The organism is Sphingopyxis sp. 550B, assembly GCF_057401805.1.
On the sequence record NZ_CM171610.1, the window covers coordinates 1,684,106 to 1,704,182 of the forward strand.

16 protein-coding genes are annotated in these 20,077 nt (G+C 68.5%); 4 read left to right on the forward strand and 12 right to left on the reverse strand.

Translation table 11 applies throughout. The annotated features are described in order from the left end of the window. Positions 1-34 precede the first annotated feature (34 nt). A complete protein-coding gene (locus AC2S9W_RS07830) occupies positions 35-3,451 on the forward strand; it encodes an efflux RND transporter permease subunit (protein ID WP_486571837.1) in 3,417 nt (1,138 codons plus the stop codon). A 73-nt stretch (positions 3,452-3,524) separates the two neighbouring features. Continuing rightward, positions 3,525-4,808: a DUF445 domain-containing protein gene (locus AC2S9W_RS07835; RefSeq protein WP_419964890.1), complete on the forward strand. Its 1,284-nt coding sequence runs from the start codon at positions 3,525-3,527 to the stop codon at positions 4,806-4,808. Between the two features lie 279 nt (positions 4,809-5,087). Here the strand turns inward: AC2S9W_RS07835 and AC2S9W_RS07840 are convergent, their stop codons facing one another. Further along, positions 5,088-5,882 carry a Rossmann-fold NAD(P)-binding domain-containing protein gene (locus AC2S9W_RS07840; RefSeq protein ID WP_486571838.1) on the reverse strand — a complete coding sequence of 265 codons (795 nt, stop codon included), beginning with the start codon at positions 5,880-5,882 and terminating at the stop codon, positions 5,088-5,090. A gap of 169 nt (positions 5,883-6,051) precedes the next feature. Between AC2S9W_RS07840 and pepN the strand changes: the two genes are divergently transcribed. Beyond that, positions 6,052-8,652: an aminopeptidase N gene (pepN, locus tag AC2S9W_RS07845; RefSeq protein WP_486571839.1), complete on the forward strand. Its 2,601-nt coding sequence runs from the start codon at positions 6,052-6,054 to the stop codon at positions 8,650-8,652. Positions 8,653-8,840: 188 nt separating this feature from the next. On the opposite strand, the gene AC2S9W_RS07850 is transcribed toward pepN, so the two are convergent. The 5 genes from AC2S9W_RS07850 to AC2S9W_RS07870 all read right to left on the reverse strand — a co-directional run bounded on the left by AC2S9W_RS07850 (position 8,841) and on the right by AC2S9W_RS07870 (position 12,934). Next, a complete protein-coding gene (locus tag AC2S9W_RS07850) occupies positions 8,841-9,161 on the reverse strand; it encodes a DMT family transporter (protein WP_067110216.1) in 321 nt (106 codons plus the stop codon). 248 nt (positions 9,162-9,409) lie between these two features. Then, the gene (locus tag AC2S9W_RS07855) at positions 9,410-10,009 is read right to left on the reverse strand and encodes an ABC-type transport auxiliary lipoprotein family protein (RefSeq protein ID WP_212597569.1); all 600 of its coding nucleotides are present in this window, start codon (positions 10,007-10,009) and stop codon (positions 9,410-9,412) included. An 11-nt stretch (positions 10,010-10,020) separates the two neighbouring features. Continuing rightward, positions 10,021-10,962 (reverse strand): MlaD family protein, encoded by a 942-nt coding sequence (locus AC2S9W_RS07860; RefSeq protein ID WP_212597568.1) that lies wholly within the window; start codon positions 10,960-10,962, stop codon positions 10,021-10,023. Then, the gene (locus AC2S9W_RS07865) at positions 10,962-11,828 is read right to left on the reverse strand and encodes an ABC transporter ATP-binding protein (RefSeq protein WP_486571840.1); all 867 of its coding nucleotides are present in this window, start codon (positions 11,826-11,828) and stop codon (positions 10,962-10,964) included. The genes AC2S9W_RS07860 and AC2S9W_RS07865 overlap by 1 nt, the downstream gene beginning before the upstream one ends. Next, entirely contained in the window at positions 11,828-12,934 is a 1,107-nt protein-coding gene (locus AC2S9W_RS07870) for an ABC transporter permease (protein WP_067110229.1), read from the reverse strand. Before AC2S9W_RS07870 ends, AC2S9W_RS07865 begins: the two co-directional genes overlap by 1 nt. Before the next feature lie 98 nt (positions 12,935-13,032). Here AC2S9W_RS07870 and AC2S9W_RS07875 point away from each other — a divergent pair, with 98 nt between their 5' ends. Continuing rightward, positions 13,033-13,740: an HAD family hydrolase gene (locus AC2S9W_RS07875; RefSeq protein ID WP_082797126.1), complete on the forward strand. Its 708-nt coding sequence runs from the start codon at positions 13,033-13,035 to the stop codon at positions 13,738-13,740. A 263-nt stretch (positions 13,741-14,003) separates the two neighbouring features. Here the strand turns inward: AC2S9W_RS07875 and AC2S9W_RS07880 are convergent, their stop codons facing one another. From AC2S9W_RS07880 to lgt, 6 genes are all read right to left on the reverse strand, one after another. Further along, complete coding sequence (locus tag AC2S9W_RS07880) at positions 14,004-15,296, reverse strand: cystathionine gamma-synthase family protein (protein ID WP_486571841.1); 1,293 nt, start codon at positions 15,294-15,296, stop codon at positions 14,004-14,006. 94 nt (positions 15,297-15,390) lie between these two features. Then, on the reverse strand, positions 15,391-16,797 hold the full coding sequence (locus tag AC2S9W_RS07885) for an SLC13 family permease (RefSeq protein ID WP_076074329.1): 1,407 nt from the start codon (positions 16,795-16,797) through the stop codon (positions 15,391-15,393). 24 nt (positions 16,798-16,821) lie between these two features. Further along, complete coding sequence (pgeF, locus tag AC2S9W_RS07890; RefSeq protein WP_076074332.1) at positions 16,822-17,589, reverse strand: peptidoglycan editing factor PgeF; 768 nt, start codon at positions 17,587-17,589, stop codon at positions 16,822-16,824. Then, positions 17,586-18,107, reverse strand: coding sequence for a GNAT family N-acetyltransferase (locus tag AC2S9W_RS07895; RefSeq protein ID WP_076074334.1), 522 nt, complete (start codon positions 18,105-18,107; stop codon positions 17,586-17,588). The genes pgeF and AC2S9W_RS07895 overlap by 4 nt, the downstream gene beginning before the upstream one ends. A 4-nt stretch (positions 18,108-18,111) precedes the next feature. Next, entirely contained in the window at positions 18,112-19,107 is a 996-nt protein-coding gene (locus AC2S9W_RS07900; RefSeq protein WP_234002572.1) for a class I SAM-dependent methyltransferase, read from the reverse strand. Between the two features lie 52 nt (positions 19,108-19,159). After that, on the reverse strand, positions 19,160-20,035 hold the full coding sequence (gene lgt, locus AC2S9W_RS07905) for a prolipoprotein diacylglyceryl transferase (protein ID WP_076074339.1): 876 nt from the start codon (positions 20,033-20,035) through the stop codon (positions 19,160-19,162). Between the last annotated feature and the right edge of the window lie 42 nt (positions 20,036-20,077).

The window sequence follows — 20,077 nt, forward strand, 5'->3', positions numbered from 1 at the left end:
GCGCACCCGGACCAGCACGTAAGGCGTTTGAATCATGAGCTTTCGCAACATCTCCGCCTGGTGCATCCGCAATCCGGTGCCGCCGGTCGTGCTGTTCATCCTGTTGCTGCTGGCGGGCCTCGTCAGCTTCAATCGGATGGACGTGAACGACAATCCGGACGTCGAGTTCCCGCTGGTCCAGGTCATCGTCGTGCAGCCCGGCGCCGCGCCGGCGGAGCTGGAGACGCAGGTGACGCAGCGCGTCGAGGCGGCGGTCCGCGGGGTCAGCGGCGTCGACGAAATGTCCTCCTATGTCAGCGAGGGCAACAGCCGGACGATGGTGCAGTTCGCGATCGGAACGCCGATCGACCGCGCCTATAACGACGTCAACCAGGCGGTTCAGCAGATCCGCAGCGACCTGCCCGACGGCATCCTCGAACCGCAGGTGGTGCGTATCGACGCGGCGGGCGGGCCGATCACCTATTTCGCGGTCGAGGCGACCGACATGACGCTGGAACAGCTCAGCTGGTTCGTCGACAACACGGTCGCCAAGGAACTGCTGTCGATCCCCGGCATGGCCAAGGTCAGCCGCGCCGGCGGCGTCGATCGCGAGATTCGCGTCATCCTCGATCCCGCGCGCATGCAAAGCTATGGCCTGACCGCGAGCCAGGTGAACCAGGAACTGCGGCAGGTGAACCTGAACGCCGCGGGCGGGCGGACCGAGATCGCGGGGGCCGAACAGGCGGTGCGCGTGCTCGGCAACGCCGCCAATGCCTTCCAGCTCGGCGAGACGCGCATCGCGATCGGCAACGGCCGCACCGTCCGCCTGGCCGACATCGCCAAGGTGACGGACGGCTATGCCGAACAGCGCAACCTCGCGATGATCCGCGGCAAGCAGGTGCTGTCCTTCTCGATCGAGAAGGCGAAGGGATCGTCGGACGTCACCGTCCACGACGAGACGATGAAGAAGCTCGCCGAGATCAAGAAGAACAACCCCAAGGTCGACTTCAAGATCCTCTTCACCAAGACCGAATATGTGAAGGAGCAGTATCGCAGCTCGATGGCCGCGATGATCGAGGGCGCGGTGCTCGCCGTCGTCGTCGTCTTCCTGTTCCTGCGCGACTGGCGCGCGACGCTGATCAGCGCGATGGCGATCCCGCTGTCGGCGATCCCGACCTTCTGGTTCATGGACATGATGGGCTTTTCGCTGAACAGCCTGTCGCTGCTCGCGCTCAGCCTCGTCGCCGGGGTGCTCGTCGACGACGCGATCGTCGAGATCGAGAATATCGTCCGACACATGCGAATGGGCAAGACGGCCTATCAGGCCGCGATCGACGCCGCCGACGAGATCGGCCTCGCCGTCGTCGCGACGACGTCGTCGATCGTCGCGGTCTTCCTGCCGGTGGCGCTGATGCCCGGCATATCCGGGCAGTTCTTCATCCAGTTCGGCATGACCGTCGTCTTCGCGGTGCTCGTCAGCCTGGCCGTCGCGCGCATGATCACGCCGATGATCGCCGCCTATTTCCTGTCGGCGCAAGGCGAGCAGGAGCATGCCGGCGGCCCGTGGATCGACCGCTACGAACGCATCCTTGCCTGGACGCTCGACAACAGCAAGCATCACGCGGTTCGCGCGCGTTACGACGCCATCGCGACGCGGCCGGCCTTCCTGTCGGTGCCGCTGATCGCCGCCGGCCTCGCCGTGCTGTTCATGGCCTTGCGCTATTTCCAGCCGGTGCCGGTGGGACAGGACGCGCCGAATCCCGCGATCCATTTCCTGCTGCTGACGCCGATCAGCTTCGTCGCCGCCTATCTGCTCGTCGGGCTGGTGCAGATCGTCGTGGGGGCGCTCGCCTATGCGGCGGGGATGCGGCAATGGGCCTTCACCCACTGGGCCATGTTCATGGCGCGGCGCTTCTGGGCGCGATTGTTCGACCATCGCGTGTGGATCGTCGGGATCGGCCTGTTCGCCTTCCTCGGCAGCATCCTGCTGTTCACGCAGCTGCCGAACCAGTTCCAGCCGACGATCAACAGCGATTACAGCCAGATCAAATATGAGCTGCCGCCGGGGTCGACGCTGGCGCAGAGCACGCATGTCTCGAACGAGATCAACGCGATCCTCGCGGACGACAAGGCGGTGGAGAATGCCTTCTACGACGTTCAGGTGGGCAGCGGCGGGGTCTATATCACGCTGAAGAAGCATCGCGAGGTCACCAGCGTCGAATGGGAACGCGGCCTGCAGCCGAAGCTGGCGGCGATCCCCGACGCGCGCGTCTCGTTCCAGAGCCAGGCGGGCGGCTTCTCGGGCCGCGACATCACCTTCATCATCGGCGGCGACGATCCGGTGCTGCTCGAACGCCATGCGCAGAAGATCGTCGCGGAGATGGGCAAGCTCAAGGAACTGCGCTCGGTGCGGATCGAGGGCGACATTCCGCGGCCGGAGATCATCGTGAAGCCGCGGCTCGACCTCGCGGCGGAACTCGGCGTCACCACCGCGGCGCTCAGCCAGACGATCCGCATCGCGACGATCGGCGACATCGACCAGAATGCCGCGAAATTCTCGCTGTCGGACCGCCAGATTCCGATCCGCGTCCTGCTGTCGGAGGATTCGCGCCGCAGCCTGGCGACGATCGAGACGCTGCCCGTGCCGACCTCGCGCGGGACCACCGTGCCGCTGAAGGCGGTGGCGGAAATCGGCTTCGGGGCCGGCCCGACCGAATTGCGCCGCTACAACCAGACGCGACGCATCGTGATCGGCGCCGACCTCGCGCCGGGGCTGGTGACGAGCGACGCGCAGACCAAGATCGACGCGCTGCCGGCGGTCAAGTCGATGCCGCAGGGCGTGCGCAAGATCATCCAGGGCGACGCCAAGTGGCAGGCCGAGCTGGCGACTAACTTCATGATCGCCGTGGTGGCGGGGCTGATGCTGGTCTTCTCGACGCTGGTGCTGCTCTATCGCCGCTTCCTGTCGCCGCTGGTCAACATGTCGTCGCTGCTGCTCGCGCCGCTCGGCGGTCTGCTGGGCCTGTGGATCACGGGCATGGAAATCTCCATGCCGGTCTATATCGGCCTGCTGATGCTGCTCGGCATCGTCGCGAAGAACTCGATCCTGCTCGTCGACTTCGCGATCGAGGAGATGGACCATGGCGTCGACAAGCTCGCGGCGCTCAAGGATGCGGGCCGCAAGCGCGCGCAGCCGATCGTGATGACGACGGTGGCGATGATCGCCGGCATGGTGCCGACCGCGCTGTCGCTGTCGGGCGACGGGGCGTGGCGCGCGCCGATGGGCGTCGTCGTGATCGGCGGGCTGGCGCTGTCGACGCTGCTCACGCTGCTGATCGTCCCGGCGGGCTTCAGCCTGGCCGACAGCATCGAAAAGCGCCTGGGCCGCTTCTTCTCGGCCAACCTGCTCACCTATCGCAAGGGCGACGACACGCGTCCGCACGGCGACCCGGCGCCGTCGCCGGCGGAGTGACGCGGGGGCGGCATCGGCGCGAGCGGACGCCGCGCCGGTTGCAACCTTTGGCGCGCTTCGCCATTTGTTGGGCATGACCGAGCCGACCCCAGCCCGCCCGAGCGCGCCCTCCGACCATTGGGGCGTCGCGGTTCCGACGGGCGGGCTCAACATCCGGGTCGTGGCGACCGGGCTGCTCGTCGTGATGGCGCTGATCTTCGTCAGCGCCAAATATTATCAGGACGTGCACCCCGCGATCGGCTTCGTGCGCGCCTTTGCGGAGGCGGCGATGGTCGGCGGGCTCGCCGACTGGTTCGCGGTCACCGCGCTGTTCCGCCACCCGATGGGGCTGCCGATCCCGCACACCGCGATCGTGCCGCGCAACAAGGACCGCATCGGCGACACGCTGGCGCGGTTCCTGCTCACCAATTTCCTGCTGCCGCGCCTGATCGCGCGCAAGATGCAGACGGTCGACGTCGCGGGCGCGGTCGGCAAGTTCCTGTCGGAACCGGCCGAGGGCGGCGGGCGGCTGAAGCTCGGTGCGTCGCGGATCATCGCCGACGCGCTCGGCGCGCTCGACCAGCAGCGGCTGGGCGGGATGGTCAAGTCGGCGATCGCCGACCGGCTGCGCGAACTCGACGTCGCGCCGCTGCTCGGCCAGGCGTTGCAGGCCGCGCTGGCGGAGGGGCGGCACCAGCCGCTGCTCGATGCGATGGTCGGGTGGGGATCGAAGACGCTCGAACTCAACGAGCATCTGATCCACCAGATGGTCCACGACAACAGCAACGCGATCGTCCGCTTCACCGGGCTCGACGAAAGCATCGCGAACCGCATCGTCGCCGGCCTGTCGAAGCTGCTCGCCGAGATGGCGGTCGACGAGACGCACCCGCTGCGCATCCGCGTCGAGGAGGGGCTCGCCAAGATGGCGCTCGACCTCCAGCACGACCCGGAGGTCAAGGCGAAGGTCGCGCGCGTGCGCGACGAACTGCTCGAGAACAAGGCGGTCAAGCGCTGGCTCGACGGCCTGTGGGAACAGGGCCGCGCTGCGCTGCTCAAGGCGGCGCGCGATCCCGAAACCATGCTCGCGGGGCGCATCGGCGAACTCATCACCCAGTTCGGCGCGATGCTCGGCGAGGACGAGGCGATCCGGCGCACGCTCAACCGCTACGCGCGCCGCGCGGTCGTCGGCACGGTCGACAGCTATGGCGAAACGGCGCTGCGGCTGGTGTCCGACACGATCCGCGGCTGGGACGCCAAGACGATCACCGACCGGCTGGAAAGCGCGGTCGGCGACGACCTGCAATATATCCGCATCAACGGCACGCTGGTCGGCGGGCTGGTCGGGGTGCTGATCCACGCGGTGGATGTGTTGCTGTAGCTGGGGCGGGTTTTCGGAAAAACTCACGCAAAGGCGCGAAGGCGCGAAGAAGATAATCCGGCGCGGCGTAGCGACAATCTCACACAAAGACACAAAGAGGGCGGAGGAAATATCGACCTCCGTTCATCATCCTGTCGAGTGCATGGAAAAGGACCGGACAAAGTCCGGTCAATTTATCTGCTGTGGCTGCGGATCAAAGGAGAGGTGGCGATATAGGCCGCCCTCTTTGTGTCTTTGTGTGAGATATTTTTCTTCGCGCCTTCGCGCCTTTGCGTGAGATCAATCGAGCATTGCCCTCAACCCCTCGCGCCACGTCGGATAGGTCGGCGCCCATCCCAGCAGCCGCTTCGCCTTGCCGTTCGCGACGCGCCGGTTCTCGGCATAGAAGGCGCGCGCGGCGGGCGACAGGGCCGCGTCGTCCAGCGATTGCAGCCGCGGCAGCGGCGCCCCCAGTATCGCGCAGCCCCATTCGACGAGTTGGTTCTGCGAACAGGGTTCTTCGTCGGCGAGGTTGTAGACGCCCGCCGGCCCGCGGAACGACGCGATGACGCCGCCTGCGATGTCGTCGACATGGATGCGACTGAAAACCTGTCCGGGCAGCGCGATGCGATGCGCGCGCCCGTCTCGTATCCGGTCGAGGATCGACCGGCCGGGGCCATAGATGCCGGGCAGGCGCAGGACGCGCACGTCGCCGCGCAGCGCCTGCCACGCGGCGTCGGCGGCGTTGCGGTCGGCGCGGCGGCCGTGGACGGGGGCGCTCTCGTCGACCCACGCGCCGCGCGCGTCGCCATAGACGCCGGTCGAGGACAGATACCCGACCCAGCGGGCGGGCGCGACGGCGATCGCCTCGCCATAGCGGGCGAGCACCGGATCGCCCCCGTCCGCCGGGGGCACCGACGACAGGATATGCGTCGCGTCGCGCAGCGCCGCCAGCACCGCCGGCGCGTCGGCGAAGGCGGTGCTGCCGCCGCGCCCGTCGCGCGTGGTGCCGATGACCTCCCACCCGCGCGCGCGCAGCCGTGCCGCGAGGTGCCCGGCCGCATAGCCCATTCCGAAAATCAGCATGTTGCTCATGGGTCGCCTTATTGCGCGGCGCAGCCGCCAAGCCTAGGACAATGACCGACAGTTTTTCCCGTTCGTGCCGAGCGTGTCGAAGCATCGTCCTTTCTTTCGGCGCCGAAACGAAGGACGGCCCTTTGGCAAGCCCAGGGCGAACGATTCCCGTTCGAGGTTTCTCCCGCACATGACCGACGCGTCCTCCTCTCCCGTCCCCCCCGTCACCATCCATCGCACCGCCTATCGCCCGCCCGAATGGCGGGTGCCGGAAGTGGCGCTCGATTTCGCGCTCGGGCTCGAAGAGACGCGTGTGACGGCGGCGCTGTCGGTGGTGCGCGATGCCGATGCCGCGGCGCCGCTCGTGCTGCGCGGCGACGCGCTGACGGCAGAAGCGGTGCGCGTCGACGGCGAGGCGTGGAACGGCTGGCGGATGGACGGGCCGGACCTGGTCGTCGACCTGGGCGACCGGACCGCCGCGGTGGTCGAGGTCGATACGCGGATCGACCCCGCCGCCAACAGCCAGCTGATGGGGCTCTATGCCTCGAACTCCATGCTCTGCACGCAGTGCGAGGCGGAAGGGTTCCGCCGCATCACCTTCCACCCCGACCGTCCCGACGTGCTCAGCCGCTACCGGGTGCGGATGGAGGGCGACAAGGCCGGCTTCCCGATCCTGCTGTCGAACGGCAATTGCGTCGCGACCGGCGAGGGAGAAGGCGGAACGCACTGGGCATTGTGGGAAGACCCGTGGCCGAAGCCTTCCTATCTGTTCGCGCTCGTCGCCGGCGACCTCGTCGTCAACCGCGATCATTTCACCACCCTGTCGGGACGCCGCGTCGAACTCGGCATCTGGGTGCGCGCGGGCGATCAGGACCGCACCCACCATGCGATGGCTTCGCTCAAGCACAGCATGGCGTGGGACGAACAGGTCTATGGCCGCGAATATGACCTCGACCTGTTCAACATCGTCGCGGTCAGCGATTTCAACATGGGGGCGATGGAGAACAAGGGGCTGAACGTCTTCAACACCCGCTATATCCTCGCCGACCCCGACACCGCGACCGATGCCGATTACGACGGGGTCGAGGGGGTCGTCGCGCACGAATATTTCCACAACTGGTCGGGCAACCGCGTCACCTGCCGCGACTGGTTCCAGCTCAGCCTGAAAGAGGGCTTCACCGTCTATCGCGACCAGAGCTTTTCGGCCGCGATGGGATCGGCGGCGGTCAAGCGGATCGAGGATGTGCGCGTGCTGCGCGCCGCGCAGTTCCCCGAGGACGCCGGACCGCTCGCGCACCCGATCCGCCCCGACAGCTATCAGGAAATCTCGAACTTCTATACGGCCACCGTCTATAACAAGGGGGCGGAGATCATCCGCATGATGGCGACGATGGTCGGCCCCGAACGCTTTCGGCGGGGCACCGACCTCTATTTCGACCGCCACGACGGCGAGGCGGCGACGTGCGAGGATTTCGTCCGCGCGATCGAGGACGGCGCCGGCATCGACCTGACGCAATTCCGCCTGTGGTACAGCCAGGCCGGAACGCCGCGGATCGCCGCGCGCCTCGAAGGCGACGCGGCGAGCGGCGAATGGGTGCTGCACCTCGCGCAGACCATCCCGCCGACGCCGGGGCAGCCCGACAAGGCGCCGATGCTGATCCCGCTGCGGATCAAGGCGTTCGACCGCGACGGCGCGGTACAGGACGCGGCGGAGCAACTCGTGCTGCTCGACCGCGCCGCCGCGACGGTGCCGCTCGGCCGTTGCGCCGGCCGGCCGATGCTGTCGATCAACCGCGGCTTCTCCGCCCCGGTGATCGTCGATTGCGCGCGCGCGCCAGACGAACTCGCGTGGCTCGCGGCGCACGACGACGATCCCTTTGCGCGCTACGAAGCGTTGCAGCAGCTGATGCTCGACACGCTCGTCGCGGCGGTGTCGGGGGAGGCGGCCGAGCGCGGCGCGGTGGTCGATGCGGTGCGCGAGACGCTGGCGGGCGCCGCCGCCGATCCCGCCTTCGTCGCGGAAGCGGTGCTGCTGCCGAGCGAGGCCTTCATCGGCGACCAGATGGTAACGGTCGATCCCGATGCGATCCGCCGCGAACGACTCGCGCTGCAGGCCGCGATCGGCGAGGCGCTCGAAAGCGAATGGCGCGCGATCCTGGCCGATCCCGCGCCGCCCGCGACCGACCTCTCTCCCGCCGCCAAGGGACGCCGCCGGCTGCGCGGGGTCGCGCTCGCCTATCTGGCGGCGACGGCAAGGGACGACGCGCCCGCGCTGGCCTTCGCCATCTTCTCCGACGCCGACGGCATGACCGAGCGGCAGGCGGCGCTCGCGACGCTCGCGCACGGCGACAGCGATGAGCGCGCCCATGCGCTCGACATCTTCTACCAGCGCTACCGCGACAATCCGCTCGTGCTCGACAAATGGTTCCAGGTGCAGGCGTGGTCGCTGCGCCCCGACACCGTCGATGCGGTGCGCGACCTCGCGCGCCATCCCGATTTCACGCTGGCGAACCCCAATCGCGTGCGCGCGCTCTATGGCGCCTTCACCGCCAATCAGGCGGCGTTCCACCGCGCCGACGGCGCCGGCTATCGCCTGCTCGCCGACCTCGTCATCGCGCTCGACCCGAAGAACCCGCAGACCGCCGCGCGCCTGATCCCGCCGCTCGGCCGCTGGAAGCGCTTCGACGAGGCGCGGGCGGCGCTGATGAAGGCGGAACTGGATCGCATCCTGGCGCAACCGGGCCTGTCGCGCGACGCGACCGAGCAGGCGAGCAAGAGTTTGCTGGGGTAGGGGTAGAAAGCCGTCGTTTGTGTCACATACCGGTTCCCCTCCCGCCTGCGGGAGGGGCAGCGAGACTTACGAACTTGTTCGTTAGTCGCAGCGGGGTGGGCCTTTGCGCCGCTGCTGCCCACCCCCGACCCCTCCCGCAAGCGGGAGGGGAGACAAATGGCGCCTTTCGGCCATTTCCCCGCTCTTCGTCACCCGGCCGAAAACAGCTTGGTGCCCACCACCCCGATCACGATCAGCGCCATGAAGCCGACCTGCACCGCGCCGACCTTTTCGCCGAACAGAAGGATGCCGCCGATGATCACGCCGACCGCGCCCAGCCCGGTCCAGATCGCATAGGCGGTCCCGGCCGAAATCTCGCGCATCGCGAAGGCGAGCAGCGCCATGTTGACGAAGCTCAGCGTCACCGGCACCGCCGACGCCTGCCACGTGCCGACCGTCGCCGCCCATTTCAGACTGAGCGCCCAGCAGATTTCGGTGAAAACGGCGATGGCGAGGATGATCCATCCCATGAAGAGTCCTTTCCGGTCGGCGGGCTCGGGGGAAGGGCGCGCGCCGGAAACCCGAAAGAGGCGCGCAAGCCGCAGCATGACTGCGCGGCGCGCTTAGATCGGAATGCCGTGAATTGGAACCGTCATTGCGAGCGAGGCGAACCGGAGCGGTGTACGTCAGAGCGGCGCGCCCTTGATCTGACCGATCTTCAGGTTCCACCTTCTACTCGGGTTGCTTCGTTTTGCCCGCGATGACGAGGCGGGATATCTCAGTTCCCCAGCCACCCCGCGACGTCGCTCGCGACCTTGTTCGCGGCGCGGGTCAGCGCTTCGCCCACCGGCTTGGCCTCGATCCGGCCGCCGACCGGCTCGCGCGCCTCAAAGCGGCGCTGGGTGACGGTCTTGCCGCCCGCGCCGACGCGCATCGCCTGATAGACGACGATCGCCTCGTTCGACCGCGCATCGACCCCGAACTCCATGAGCTGCCCGGCAAGCTGCTCGCCCGGCGCGGTCAGATACTGGCCTTCGTCGATCACCACGCGGTTCGTGCGCGCGGCGACGGTTTCGGACAGCAGGCGCTGGAACAGCCGCTGCGGCGCCTCGACCCATTGCGCGTCCTTGACATAGGCGACGCTGGCATCGTCCTGCTGCACCGGGATGCGCGTCGTGCGCAGCTTCTGCGGCGCGGCGGGAATCAGGATGGTCAGCGTCGCGGCGTCGCTGGCGGTGCGCGCCTCGCCCGCCGCCGGGGCGGCGTCGGCATCGAGCGTTAGCAGGAAGGGCGGCACCTTGCCGCCGAAACTGACGCACCCCGAAAGCAGCAGGGCGCCGAGCGCGAGGGTCAGGGGGGTACGAAGGCGGCTGGGCATCGGACGGGTCCTCATTTCTTGTAGTCGGGCAGCTTGCTGCCGCCGATCACGGCGCTGGCGCCCTGCTGGTCGAGCTTGTCGGTCAGGCTGGAGAGCGACGAGGAGGTGCGGCGCAGGTCGCGGATCAGCGCATTGGCTTCGGGAACGGTCGTCTCGCTGAAGGTGCGAAGGCCCGGCCGCGCGTCCGAGATCGCCTGTTCGAGCGTCTGCATCGACTGGTTGGCGGAGGCGAGCGTGTCGCGCAGATTGCGCATCGCCGGGTCGACGTTGCGGTCGATCGTGCCCTGCGTCGCGGCGGCGAGATTGCCGATCTGCTCGGCGGCGTTGCCCGTCTGCTGGATCGCGATGCGCGTGTCGGCGAGCGCCTTTTCGAGCGCGGGGCCGTTGCGCGCGAGGATCGCGGTCGATTGCTCGACATTGTTGAGGATGCCCTTGATGCTCGCCTGATTCTCGTCATCGACCAGTTCGGCGAGCCGTTCGGACAGCGTCGACAGGCGCTGGAGAAGCTGCGGCGCGGTGTTCAGCAGCTCGCCCAGCCCGCCGACGCGCGTCGGGATCACCGGCTTGCCCGCCGGCCCCTTGTCGCTGATCGGCGGCGCCCCCTTTACCGCGCCGTCGAGCGCGATCTGCGACACGCCGGTGAAGCCGACGCCCTCCAGCGCGGCGGTGGTGCCCTGCAGGATCGGCACGCTTTCCTCCACCTCAATGCGGACGCGGACGAACTGCGGATCGTCGGGCCACAGCGCGATCTGGCGCACCTGTCCCACCGGCACGCCGGAGAATTGCACCTGCGCGCCCTTGTTCAGCCCGTCGACCGACTGTTTGAAGAAGATGTCATATTCGCGCTTCGCGCCGCCGCTGTCGTTCGCCAGCCAGACCACGAAAAAGGCCAGCGCGACGGTGAAGAAGAGGACGAAGGCGCCCACCAGCACATTGTTCGAGCGTGTTTCCATCAGCTTTTCCTATCGCGCGGGACGCGCTCGTGCGATTCCGTCGCGGCGCGGCCGCGCGGTCCGTTGAAATAATCCTGTATCCAGGGGTGTTCGGTGGCAAGCAGTTCCGGGATCGTCCCGACAGCGATCACCGTCTTTTCGGCCAGCACCGCGACGCGGTCGCAGGTCGCATAGAGCGTGTCGAGGTCGTGGGTGATCAGGAAGACGGTCAGCCCCATCGTGTCGGCAAGCTCGCGGATCAGCGCGTCGAACTTGGCGGCGCCGATCGGGTCGAGCCCGGCGGTCGGCTCGTCGAGGAACAGCAGCGCCGGGTCGAGCGCGAGCGCGCGTGCCAGCCCGGCGCGCTTGACCATGCCCCCCGACAGCTCGGCCGGATATTTGGGCCCGGCATCGGGCGGCAGGCCGACCATCGCGACCTTGTAGGCGGCGATCTCGTCGAGAAGCTGCTGGTCGATGCGCGGATAATATTCGCGCAGCGGCACCTGGATATTCTCCGCAACGCTGAGCGTCGAGAAGAGCGCGCCGCCCTGGAACATCACCCCCCAGCGGCGGCGCAGGTCGCGCGATTCCTCTTCGTTGGCGATGGTGTCGAGCGAGGTGCCATAGACCTCGATCTCGCCCGCGGTCGGAATCTGCAGGCCGACGATCGACCGCATCAGCACCGACTTGCCGGTGCCCGACCCGCCGACCACCCCCAATATCTCGCCCGACCGCACGTCGAGGTCGAGGCCGTCGTGGACCACCGCGTCGCCGAACCGGTTGACGAGGCCGCGGACGCGGATCGCATATTCGAACTGCTCGGGCCGCACCGCCTCGGCAGCCGCGATCTCCTGCCGGATCTCCTCTTCCTGCTCGCCGGTGCTCATCAGTTCCACCCGATCGTCGAGAAGAAGACGGCGAAGAAGGCGTCGAGGACGATGACGAGGAAGATGGCGGCGACGACCGCAGAGGTCGTGCGGCGCCCGACCTCCTCGGCATTCTGGCGCACCTGCATCCCCTCGTAGCAGCCGGTGACGCCGATCAGGATGCCGAACACCGGCGCCTTGATCAGCATGATCCAGAAATCGGTCATCGGGATGATCTCGCGCAGCCGCTGGATATAGGTGAGCGGCGGCAGGTCGAGCCCGACCCAGCAGAAGGCGCCGCCGCCGACGATCGCGCAAATGCTGGCATAGAAGGCGAGCAGCGGCATGGTGATCGTCGACGCGGCGACGCGCGGCAGGATGATCGCCTCCATCGGGGAGACGCCGATCGTGCGCATCGCGTCGACCTCTTCGGTCAGCTTCATCGTGCCGATCTGCGCCGCGAAGGCGGAGCCCGACCGGCCCGCGACCATGATCGCGGTCATCAGCAGCCCCAGCTCGCGGATCGAGGCGCGGCCGACGAGGTTGATCGTGAACACCTCCAACCCGAACTGGCGCAACTGCACCGCGCCCTGCTGCGCGATGACGATGCCGATCAGGAAGCTCATCAGCCCGATGATCGGCAGCGCGTCGACGCCGACGGTCTGGAAGCGGGTGACGATCGCGTGCCAGCGGATGCGGCGCCGCGCGCGAATCTGGATGAACAGCGCGATGATCATCGCGCCGAAGAAATCGACGATGCCGACCAGCTCGCGCCATATGCTGACGCTCGCGGTGCCGATCTGCTCGAGCATGCGCGCCCACATCGGCCGCCGGTCGCGGTGGACGCGATATTCGCTCTTGTCGTCGGCCAGCGCCTTCAGCAGTCGCTGCGCCTCCTCACTGGCGCCGACCACCTTCGCGTCGTGCGCCTGCGCGGTGCGCGTCACGATCCAGGCGCCGACGGTGTCGATTCGCTCGATCGCGGAAAGGTCGAGCGTCGCGACCGGTCCCAGCGCGTCGAGCCGGGCGGGCAGGTCGCCGAGCCGCGCGAGCGTCAGACGCCCGGTAAAGCGCACATCGACGCCATCGGCTCCTTCGTCCGTCTCGAAATCCGCCCTGGCCGCCATCGTGCGGACGACCTTGGATTATTTGCCGAATGACGGCAAGCGAATCCGTGGCGCGGGCCGGGCTTGGCCGACGATGGCGGCGGGGGTAAGGAAGGCGCATGGATCGCCCGGCCGCCCCCGATTACGCCCACCGCATCGCGATGTACGACATGGATCGCACGATCACGCGCGCGGGCACCTACAGCGGCTTCCTGATGCACGTCGCGCGGCGGCGCCAGCCGTGGCGGCTGCTGCTGCTGCCGCTCGTCGCGCTTGCGGGGCTGGCCTATGCGCTGCGGCTGATCGACCGGTCGCGGCTCAAGGCGATCAACCTGCGGCTGCTGGTCGGCAAAAGCTTTCGCCGGTCGGAGATCGCGCCGCTCGCCGAAAGCTACGCCGACAAGGTCGTCGCGCGCGGGCTGCATCCGGCGGCGCTCGACCAGATCGCGGCCGACCGCGCGGCGGGCTATCGCCTGCTGCTCGCGACCGCTTCCTTCCACCTCTATGTCGATGCGATCGCGCGGCGGCTGGGGATCGACGACGTCCTCGCGACGCGGCTCGACGAACCCGACGGCGCCGATCATGTCCACGCCCGGCTGGCGGGCGACAATTGCTATGGCGAGGCGAAGTTCGCGCGCATCGGCGAATGGCTCGCCGACAACGCCATCACGCGCGAGGCGGCGCATATCCGCGCCTATTCGGACCATGTGTCCGACCGGCCGATGCTGCATTTCGCCGATCAGGCGGTGGCGACGACCCCGTCGCGCCGGCTGAAGAAGCTCGCGCCGACGATGGGCTGGCAGGTCGTCGACTGGCGGCGGAAATAGGGTGTCGACGTCGCCGCTGCGAATGCAGGGGCCGCTGTCGTCCTCCCGCCGTGAGTCATGAATTTTCGCGCAGAGGCGCAGAGTTCGCAGAGAAACATAGCTTTCGCGTTCGTGCTGAGCTTGTCGAAGCACCGTTCCTGACCTCTCGACCCCCAAAAGCAAGAGCGGCCCTTCGACAAGCTCAGGGCGAACGGCAGAAAACCTTTGTGAACGCTGCGAACTCTGCGCCTCTGCGCGAATATATCCTACGCTGCCTTTGCGGCTCAAACCGCCGCCAGCGCCTGGTCGAAATCGGCGATCAGGTCGTCGGCGTCCTCGATGCCGATCGACACGCGCACCAGATTGTCGGTGATGCCCAGCGCCTTCTTGCGCTCGTCGGGAACCGACAGGTGGGTCATCGCCGCGGGGTGACTGGCGAGCGTTTCGGTGCCGCCGAGGCTGACGGCGAGTTTTGCGATCTTCAGGGCGTCGAGGAAGCGGAAGCTTTCGGCCTCGCCGCCGCGGATGAACAGCGAGAAGGTCGACCCCGCGCCCGAACAGTGCCGGTCGAAGATGTCCTTCTGCCGCGGGTCGGCGATGAAGCCGAGGTAGCCGAGCCCCTCGACCTTCGGATGATCCTTCAGGAAGGTGCAGACCTTCAGCGCATTCTCCCCCGCGCGGCTCATCCTGAGTTCGAGCGTTTCGAGGCTGCGCAGCAACATCCACGCGGTGTTCGGGTCGCAGATGGTGCCGATGGTGTTGCGCATCGGTCGGATGATGTCGATCAGCCGCTGGTCGCCCGACACGCCCCCGGCGACGAGGTCCGAATGGCCCCCGGCATATTTGGTGAGGCTGTAGACGACGAGTTCGGCGCCCTGTTTCTGCGGCTGCTGCCACAGCGGGCCGAGGAAGGTGTTGTCGATCGCGATCGCGGGCTTCTGATCACCGGGGAAGGCGGCGTCGCGCGCCGCGCGCACCGCCTCGACATCGACCAGCGCATTGGTCGGGTTCGCCGGGCTTTCGAGATAGACGAGCGCGACCTTGCCGCCCTTTTCGTCGGCCAGCGCCCTGGCGCGCGCGAGCAGCGCGTCGAGCTCCTCGCGCGTCGCGCCGGCGGGGAAATCGACGAAGCTGACCCCGAAGCGCGACAGGATGCGCGCGATCAGCGTCTCGGTCGCGGCATAGAGCGGGCCCGAATGGACGACGACATCATTCTGGTTGACCAGCGACAGGAGCAGCGTGGCGATCGCCGACATGCCGCTGGAAAAGACGAGGCTGTCGTCGGCGCCGTCCCATATCGCGAGGCGGTCTTCGAGGATTTCCTGGTTCGGCCCGTTGAAGCGCGAATAGACGAGGCCGTCGGCCGGCCCCTGCCGCTTGCCGGTGATATGTTCGAAGAAGCGCTTGCCCGCCGCCGCATTCTCGAAGGCGAAGGTCGAGGTGAGGAAGATCGGCGGCTTCAGCGATCCTTCGGACAGCACCGGGTCGTAGCCATGCCCCATCATCAGCGTCGCGGGATTGAGCGTCCGGCCGCCGATCGTCTTGATGTCCGCCTTGGGTTTGCCGCGCATGGCCATGAAATGCTCCTTTGGATGAGGTGTTCCGTCTACAACAGCGCCGGTTGCAATTGAAACGAAATCCGCGCGCGGCGCGTGCCACGGCCGCCCCGCCCTACACCAGCATCGCGACGGTCCAGATCACCCCGATCAGCAGCGGCGCGCCGATGATGTCGAGGACCAGCCCGGCCTTCAGCATGCGCGGCAGCGCGATGTGGCCGGTCGACCAGGCGAGCGCGCTCGGCCCGGTGCCCGACGGCAGCATGAAGCCCCAGCTCGCCGCCATTGCGACGGGCAGGGCGAGCAGGATCGGATCGGCCCCCGTCGCCGCGATCAGCGCGGTCAGCACGGGCATGATGCCGCTCGCGGTCGCGACATTGCTCGCGAACTCGGTGACGAGGATGGTCAGCGCGACGATGATCAGCGCCAGCAGGATCGCGGGCATCGCGCCGAGCGGGGCGAGGATGGTGCCGAGCCACGCCGCGAGCCCGCTCTCGGTCATCGCCGCCGCCAGCGCCAGTCCGCCGCCGAACAGCATGATGACGCCCCACGGCGCCCGGTCGGCTTCCTTCCAGACCAGCAGCGGACGGCCCGTCCCGTCGGGAACGACGAACAGCAGCAGGCTGCCCGCCACCGCGATCGTGCCGTCGGTCAGCGCGCCCTTCGGAAACAGCGGCGCCAGCAGCGGCTGCGCGATCCACGCCGCGACGACCAGCAGCGCGACGGGCACGACGCGGCGCTCGGCGCGGCTCCACGTTGTCGCCTCGCCCAGCGCGCTCGCCGCGGCGGCGGCGTCGAAGGGATGGTCCTTCAATCGCTGGACGCGCGCGAGGACGAAGGTGACGATCGGCACGCTCAGGATCACGACCGGCAGGCCGAACATCAGCCAGTCGAGGAAGGAGATGTGCACGCCCAGCGTCCGCTCGATCAGCCCGGCGGCGATCGCGTTCGTCGGCGTCGCGACCAGCGTCCCGAACCCGCTGATCGTCGCGCCGAAGGCGGTGCCCATGATCACCGCACCGGCGAAACCCTCTGTCTCTCCTTCCGGGATGCCCGCCGCCTCGATCACCGCGAGCGCGATCGGGATCATGATCAGCGCGGTCGAGGTGTTGGAGACGAGCAGGCCGATCGCCGCGGTCGCCGCCATGAAGGCGAAGAGCAGCCCGGTCGCGGTCGGCGGCGCGCGCTTGAGCAGCGCCAGCGCGACCCGGCGGTGCAGGCCGACGCGCTCGATCGCCAGCGCCAGAAAGGCGCCGCCCAGGATCAGGAACAGGATCGGCGAATAATATTCCTTGGCGATGGCGTTGGAATCCATCACCCCGAAGCTGGGCACGAGCAGGAAGGGCAGCAGCGCGGTGACCGTCAGCGGCATCGCCTCGGTCATCCACCACACCGCCATCAGCAGCGTCATCGCCGCGACCGCCCAGGCGCCCGGCTCCATTCCCGCGGGCGCCGGCAGCATCCGCATCAGGGCGAACGCCAGCAGCCCGCCGACCAGCCCGAACAGCCGTGCCCCCGTCATCGCACCTCCCTCATCGCGTTCCCCTCATCGCGCCGCGATGCCGATCAGCGCCATCTGGCGTCCATAGCTGTCCTCGCCCCGGTGGCAGGCGCGGCGATAGCTGAAATACTCCGCGGCCTCGGCATAGGTGTCCTGCCCGTCGATCGCGATCCGCGCCACCCCCGCCGCGGCAAGGCGCGCGGCGACATAGGCGGCGATGTCGAACATCGCGTGGCCGGCGCGCGCGGCGGCGAAGAAGCGCTCGTTTTCGGGGTCATCGTCGACGAAGCGCTGCACGAAAGCCTCGTCGACCTCATAGGAGGCGCGGCCGATGCACGGGCCGATCGCGGCGGTGATGCGCGAGGCGTCGGCGCCCAGTCCCTGCATCGCGTCGAGCGTCGCGTCGGTGACGCCCGCGAGCGCGCCTTTCCACCCGGCATGTGCGGCGCCGACGACGCCGGCCTCGCGGTCGGCGAACAGCACCGGCACGCAGTCGGCGGTCAGGATCGACAGCAGGATGCCCGGGGTGCGGGTCGCAAGCGCGTCCGCCTCCGGCCGCGCGGCGGGGTCGCTTGCCGCATCGACGACGACGCAGCGGTTGCCGTGGACCTGATAGAGGCCGGCCAGCGCCGCGCCGGGCAACAGCGCGTCGGCGGCGCGGCGGCGGTTCTCGGCGATCAGCGCGGGATCGTCGCCCGACCCGAGCCCGCAGTTGAGCGAAGCGAGGTCGCCGCCCGACACCCCGCCGCGGCGTCCGAAGAAACCGTGCGGGACGCCCTCCAGCGGCGCGGCGGTGCGAAAGGGCGGGGTCACAGGTCGAGCCTCCAGATGCGATCTTCGTCGATATGGTTGCCGACCCGGAAAGCGTTGCGGCCGACGTCGACGAAACCATAGCGGCGATAGAAGGCCTGCGCGCGCGGATTTTCGGTGAACACCGACAGATAGAGGATGGCGGCGCGCTCGCGGGCCCAGGCGATGCTCCATTGCATCAGCGCGGCGGCGACCCCGGTGCCCTTCGCCGCCTCGCCGACATAGAGTTGGTGCAGTTCGGTCGCATCGTCGGCGGGCTGGCCTTCGGGCAGCGCGAAGTCGATCGGGCCGAGCTTCGCAAAGCCCGCGATCGCGCCCCCTGCATCGCGCACCAGCCCGATCGTCCAGGCGGGGTCGGCGATCTGCGCGCGGATGCGCGCGGGCGGGTTCCAGTCGGCGAGGAAGGCCGCGAGGTCGGCGGGGTCGTAGAGAGGGCCGAAGGTGTCGACGAAGGCCGCTTCGGCAAAGCGCGACAGCGCCTCGGCATCGTCGGCGCGGGCGGGGACGACGGCGGCGGTCATGCGGTCACTCCGGAAAGCCGGCGGGGCGCGGCCAGCCGGCCGCCGACACCGCGAGGCACTGGAACAGCTCGCCCATCTGGCCGGGCTCGACCAGCCGGTCGCGCTGGCCGCGCAGTTCGGCGGCGCGCGCGGGCGCCGCGGCGCTCAGCGTTTCGAGCCGCGCGTCGATTCCCATCGCGCTCAGCCAGATGCCCTGTCCGACGGGGCCGAGGACGTGGGTCGAGGGGCGCCGCGCGGCATGGGCGAGCGCGGCGAAATCGACATGCGCGGTCAGGTCGGCCTCGCCCGGATCGGCGAAGGGATCGGCGAAGCGATGCGCCTTCACCGCCTGCAGCGTGTCGCCCGCCGCCGGGCCGCTGTAGCCATAGTCGACGGCCAGCATCGCGCCGCCCTGCCGCGCGAGGCGGGCGCTGCACTTGTGCATGACCGCCGCCGCCGCCGGGGCGGTCTCGACGATCGTGCCCTCGCCGCGCACGCGCAGCGCCGGGGGGATGATCTCGTCCACCGGCGTGTCGCCGGGGACCGCGACGAGGCGGCCGTCGCGGCGCTCGACCATGCGCTCGCGCCAGCCGTCCGCCGTCCGCACATATTGATGGATCGGCAGCGCGTCGAAGAATTCATTGGCGACGACGATCAGCGGCAGGTCGTCGGGCAGGGCGTCGACCGCGTCGTGATGCTCGGCCGACGACAGGCGCGCCGCCTGCGCCGCGCGCAGCACCGGGCTCGCCTCGACCAGATGGATGCCCTGCGGCGCGCAGCCGAAGCGCGCGAGCGTGCGCAGCGCGTCGGCGGCCAGCGTGCCGCGGCCGGGGCCGATCTCGACATAGCGAATCGCGGGGCTGCCCGCGCGCCGCCACAGGTCGGCGATCCAGATGCCGATCATCTCGCCGAACATCTGGCTGATCTCGGGCGCGGTGGTGAAGTCGCCGGCGGTCCCCAGCGGGTCGCGCGTCGCATAATAATGCGCGTTGGCGGCCGCCATATAGTCGGCGACCGTCATCGGCCGTCCCGCCGCCACTTCCCTGATCAGCTGCGCCGGCGTGGGCGGGCCGTCACGCAATGCTGTCGGGCCCCGCGATCGGCTCGACGCGCTGGCGGCGGCCCCTGGCGGTCGCGACCAGCCAGATTCCGGCGATCAGCATCGGCACCGTCAGCGTCTGCCCCATCGTCAGCCCCCACGGCAGCGTGCCGAGCTGGACGTCGGGTTCGCGGACGAATTCGAGCGCGAAGCGGCTGAGGCCATAGAGGATCGCCGCCATGCCGAACAGGAAGCCGGGCTTGTAGCGCGCATCGGTGCGCCAGAAGATGAAGGCGAGGACGAGGAAGGTCACGACGCCCTCCAGCCCCGCCTCGTAGAGCTGGCTCGGGTGGCGCGGGTCCATCGTGCCGCTGCCCGGAAAGATGATCGCCCAGGGCACCGTCGTCGGGCGTCCCCACAGCTCGCCGTTGACGAAATTGGCGACGCGGCCGAAGAAGAGGCCGAAAGGCACGACGCACGCGATATAGTCGCAGAAGCGCAGGAAGCTCAGCTTTTCCTTGCGCGTGACGTACCAGATGGCGATCAGCACGCCGACCACGCCGCCGTGCAGCGACATGCCGCCGTCCCACAGGCGGAAGATGGCGATCGGGTCGGCCAGATAGGCGCCGAGATTGTAGAAGAGGACATAGCCGATGCGGCCGCCGAGGATGATGCCGAGCATTGCATAGAAGATCATGTCGTCGGCGTGGCGACGCGCCATCGGGGCGCCCGGCTGCGCGATTAGCCTCAGCAGATACCAATAGCCGACGAAGATGCCGGCGAGATAGGCGAGCGCGTACCAGCGGATCGGCAGGCCGAAGACGTGGAAGGCGATTTCGCTGTTTTCGCCCATCAGATCATGGAAGTTCAAATATTGCGTTGCTTCGGCTAGAAGCGCAGGAAATGTCATAAAGGCTCGGCCCTTCCCCAGGAGAGGCCTTTCCCCATAAGG

Coding starts and splice junctions, on each gene's coding strand:
- AC2S9W_RS07830 (WP_486571837.1), top strand. CDS start 35: ATGAGCTTTCGCAACATCTCCGCCTGGTGCATCCGCAATCCGGTGCCG.
- AC2S9W_RS07835 (WP_419964890.1), top strand. CDS start 3,525: ATGACCGAGCCGACCCCAGCCCGCCCGAGCGCGCCCTCCGACCATTGG.
- AC2S9W_RS07840 (WP_486571838.1), bottom strand. CDS start 5,882: ATGAGCAACATGCTGATTTTCGGAATGGGCTATGCGGCCGGGCACCTC.
- pepN (WP_486571839.1), top strand. CDS start 6,052: ATGACCGACGCGTCCTCCTCTCCCGTCCCCCCCGTCACCATCCATCGC.
- AC2S9W_RS07850 (WP_067110216.1), bottom strand. CDS start 9,161: ATGGGATGGATCATCCTCGCCATCGCCGTTTTCACCGAAATCTGCTGG.
- AC2S9W_RS07855 (WP_212597569.1), bottom strand. CDS start 10,009: ATGCCCAGCCGCCTTCGTACCCCCCTGACCCTCGCGCTCGGCGCCCTG.
- AC2S9W_RS07860 (WP_212597568.1), bottom strand. CDS start 10,962: ATGGAAACACGCTCGAACAATGTGCTGGTGGGCGCCTTCGTCCTCTTC.
- AC2S9W_RS07865 (WP_486571840.1), bottom strand. CDS start 11,828: ATGAGCACCGGCGAGCAGGAAGAGGAGATCCGGCAGGAGATCGCGGCT.
- AC2S9W_RS07870 (WP_067110229.1), bottom strand. CDS start 12,934: ATGGCGGCCAGGGCGGATTTCGAGACGGACGAAGGAGCCGATGGCGTC.
- AC2S9W_RS07875 (WP_082797126.1), top strand. CDS start 13,033: ATGGATCGCCCGGCCGCCCCCGATTACGCCCACCGCATCGCGATGTAC.
- AC2S9W_RS07880 (WP_486571841.1), bottom strand. CDS start 15,296: ATGGCCATGCGCGGCAAACCCAAGGCGGACATCAAGACGATCGGCGGC.
- AC2S9W_RS07885 (WP_076074329.1), bottom strand. CDS start 16,797: ATGACGGGGGCACGGCTGTTCGGGCTGGTCGGCGGGCTGCTGGCGTTC.
- AC2S9W_RS07895 (WP_076074334.1), bottom strand. CDS start 18,107: ATGACCGCCGCCGTCGTCCCCGCCCGCGCCGACGATGCCGAGGCGCTG.
- AC2S9W_RS07900 (WP_234002572.1), bottom strand. CDS start 19,107: ATGACGGTCGCCGACTATATGGCGGCCGCCAACGCGCATTATTATGCG.
- lgt (WP_076074339.1), bottom strand. CDS start 20,035: ATGACATTTCCTGCGCTTCTAGCCGAAGCAACGCAATATTTGAACTTC.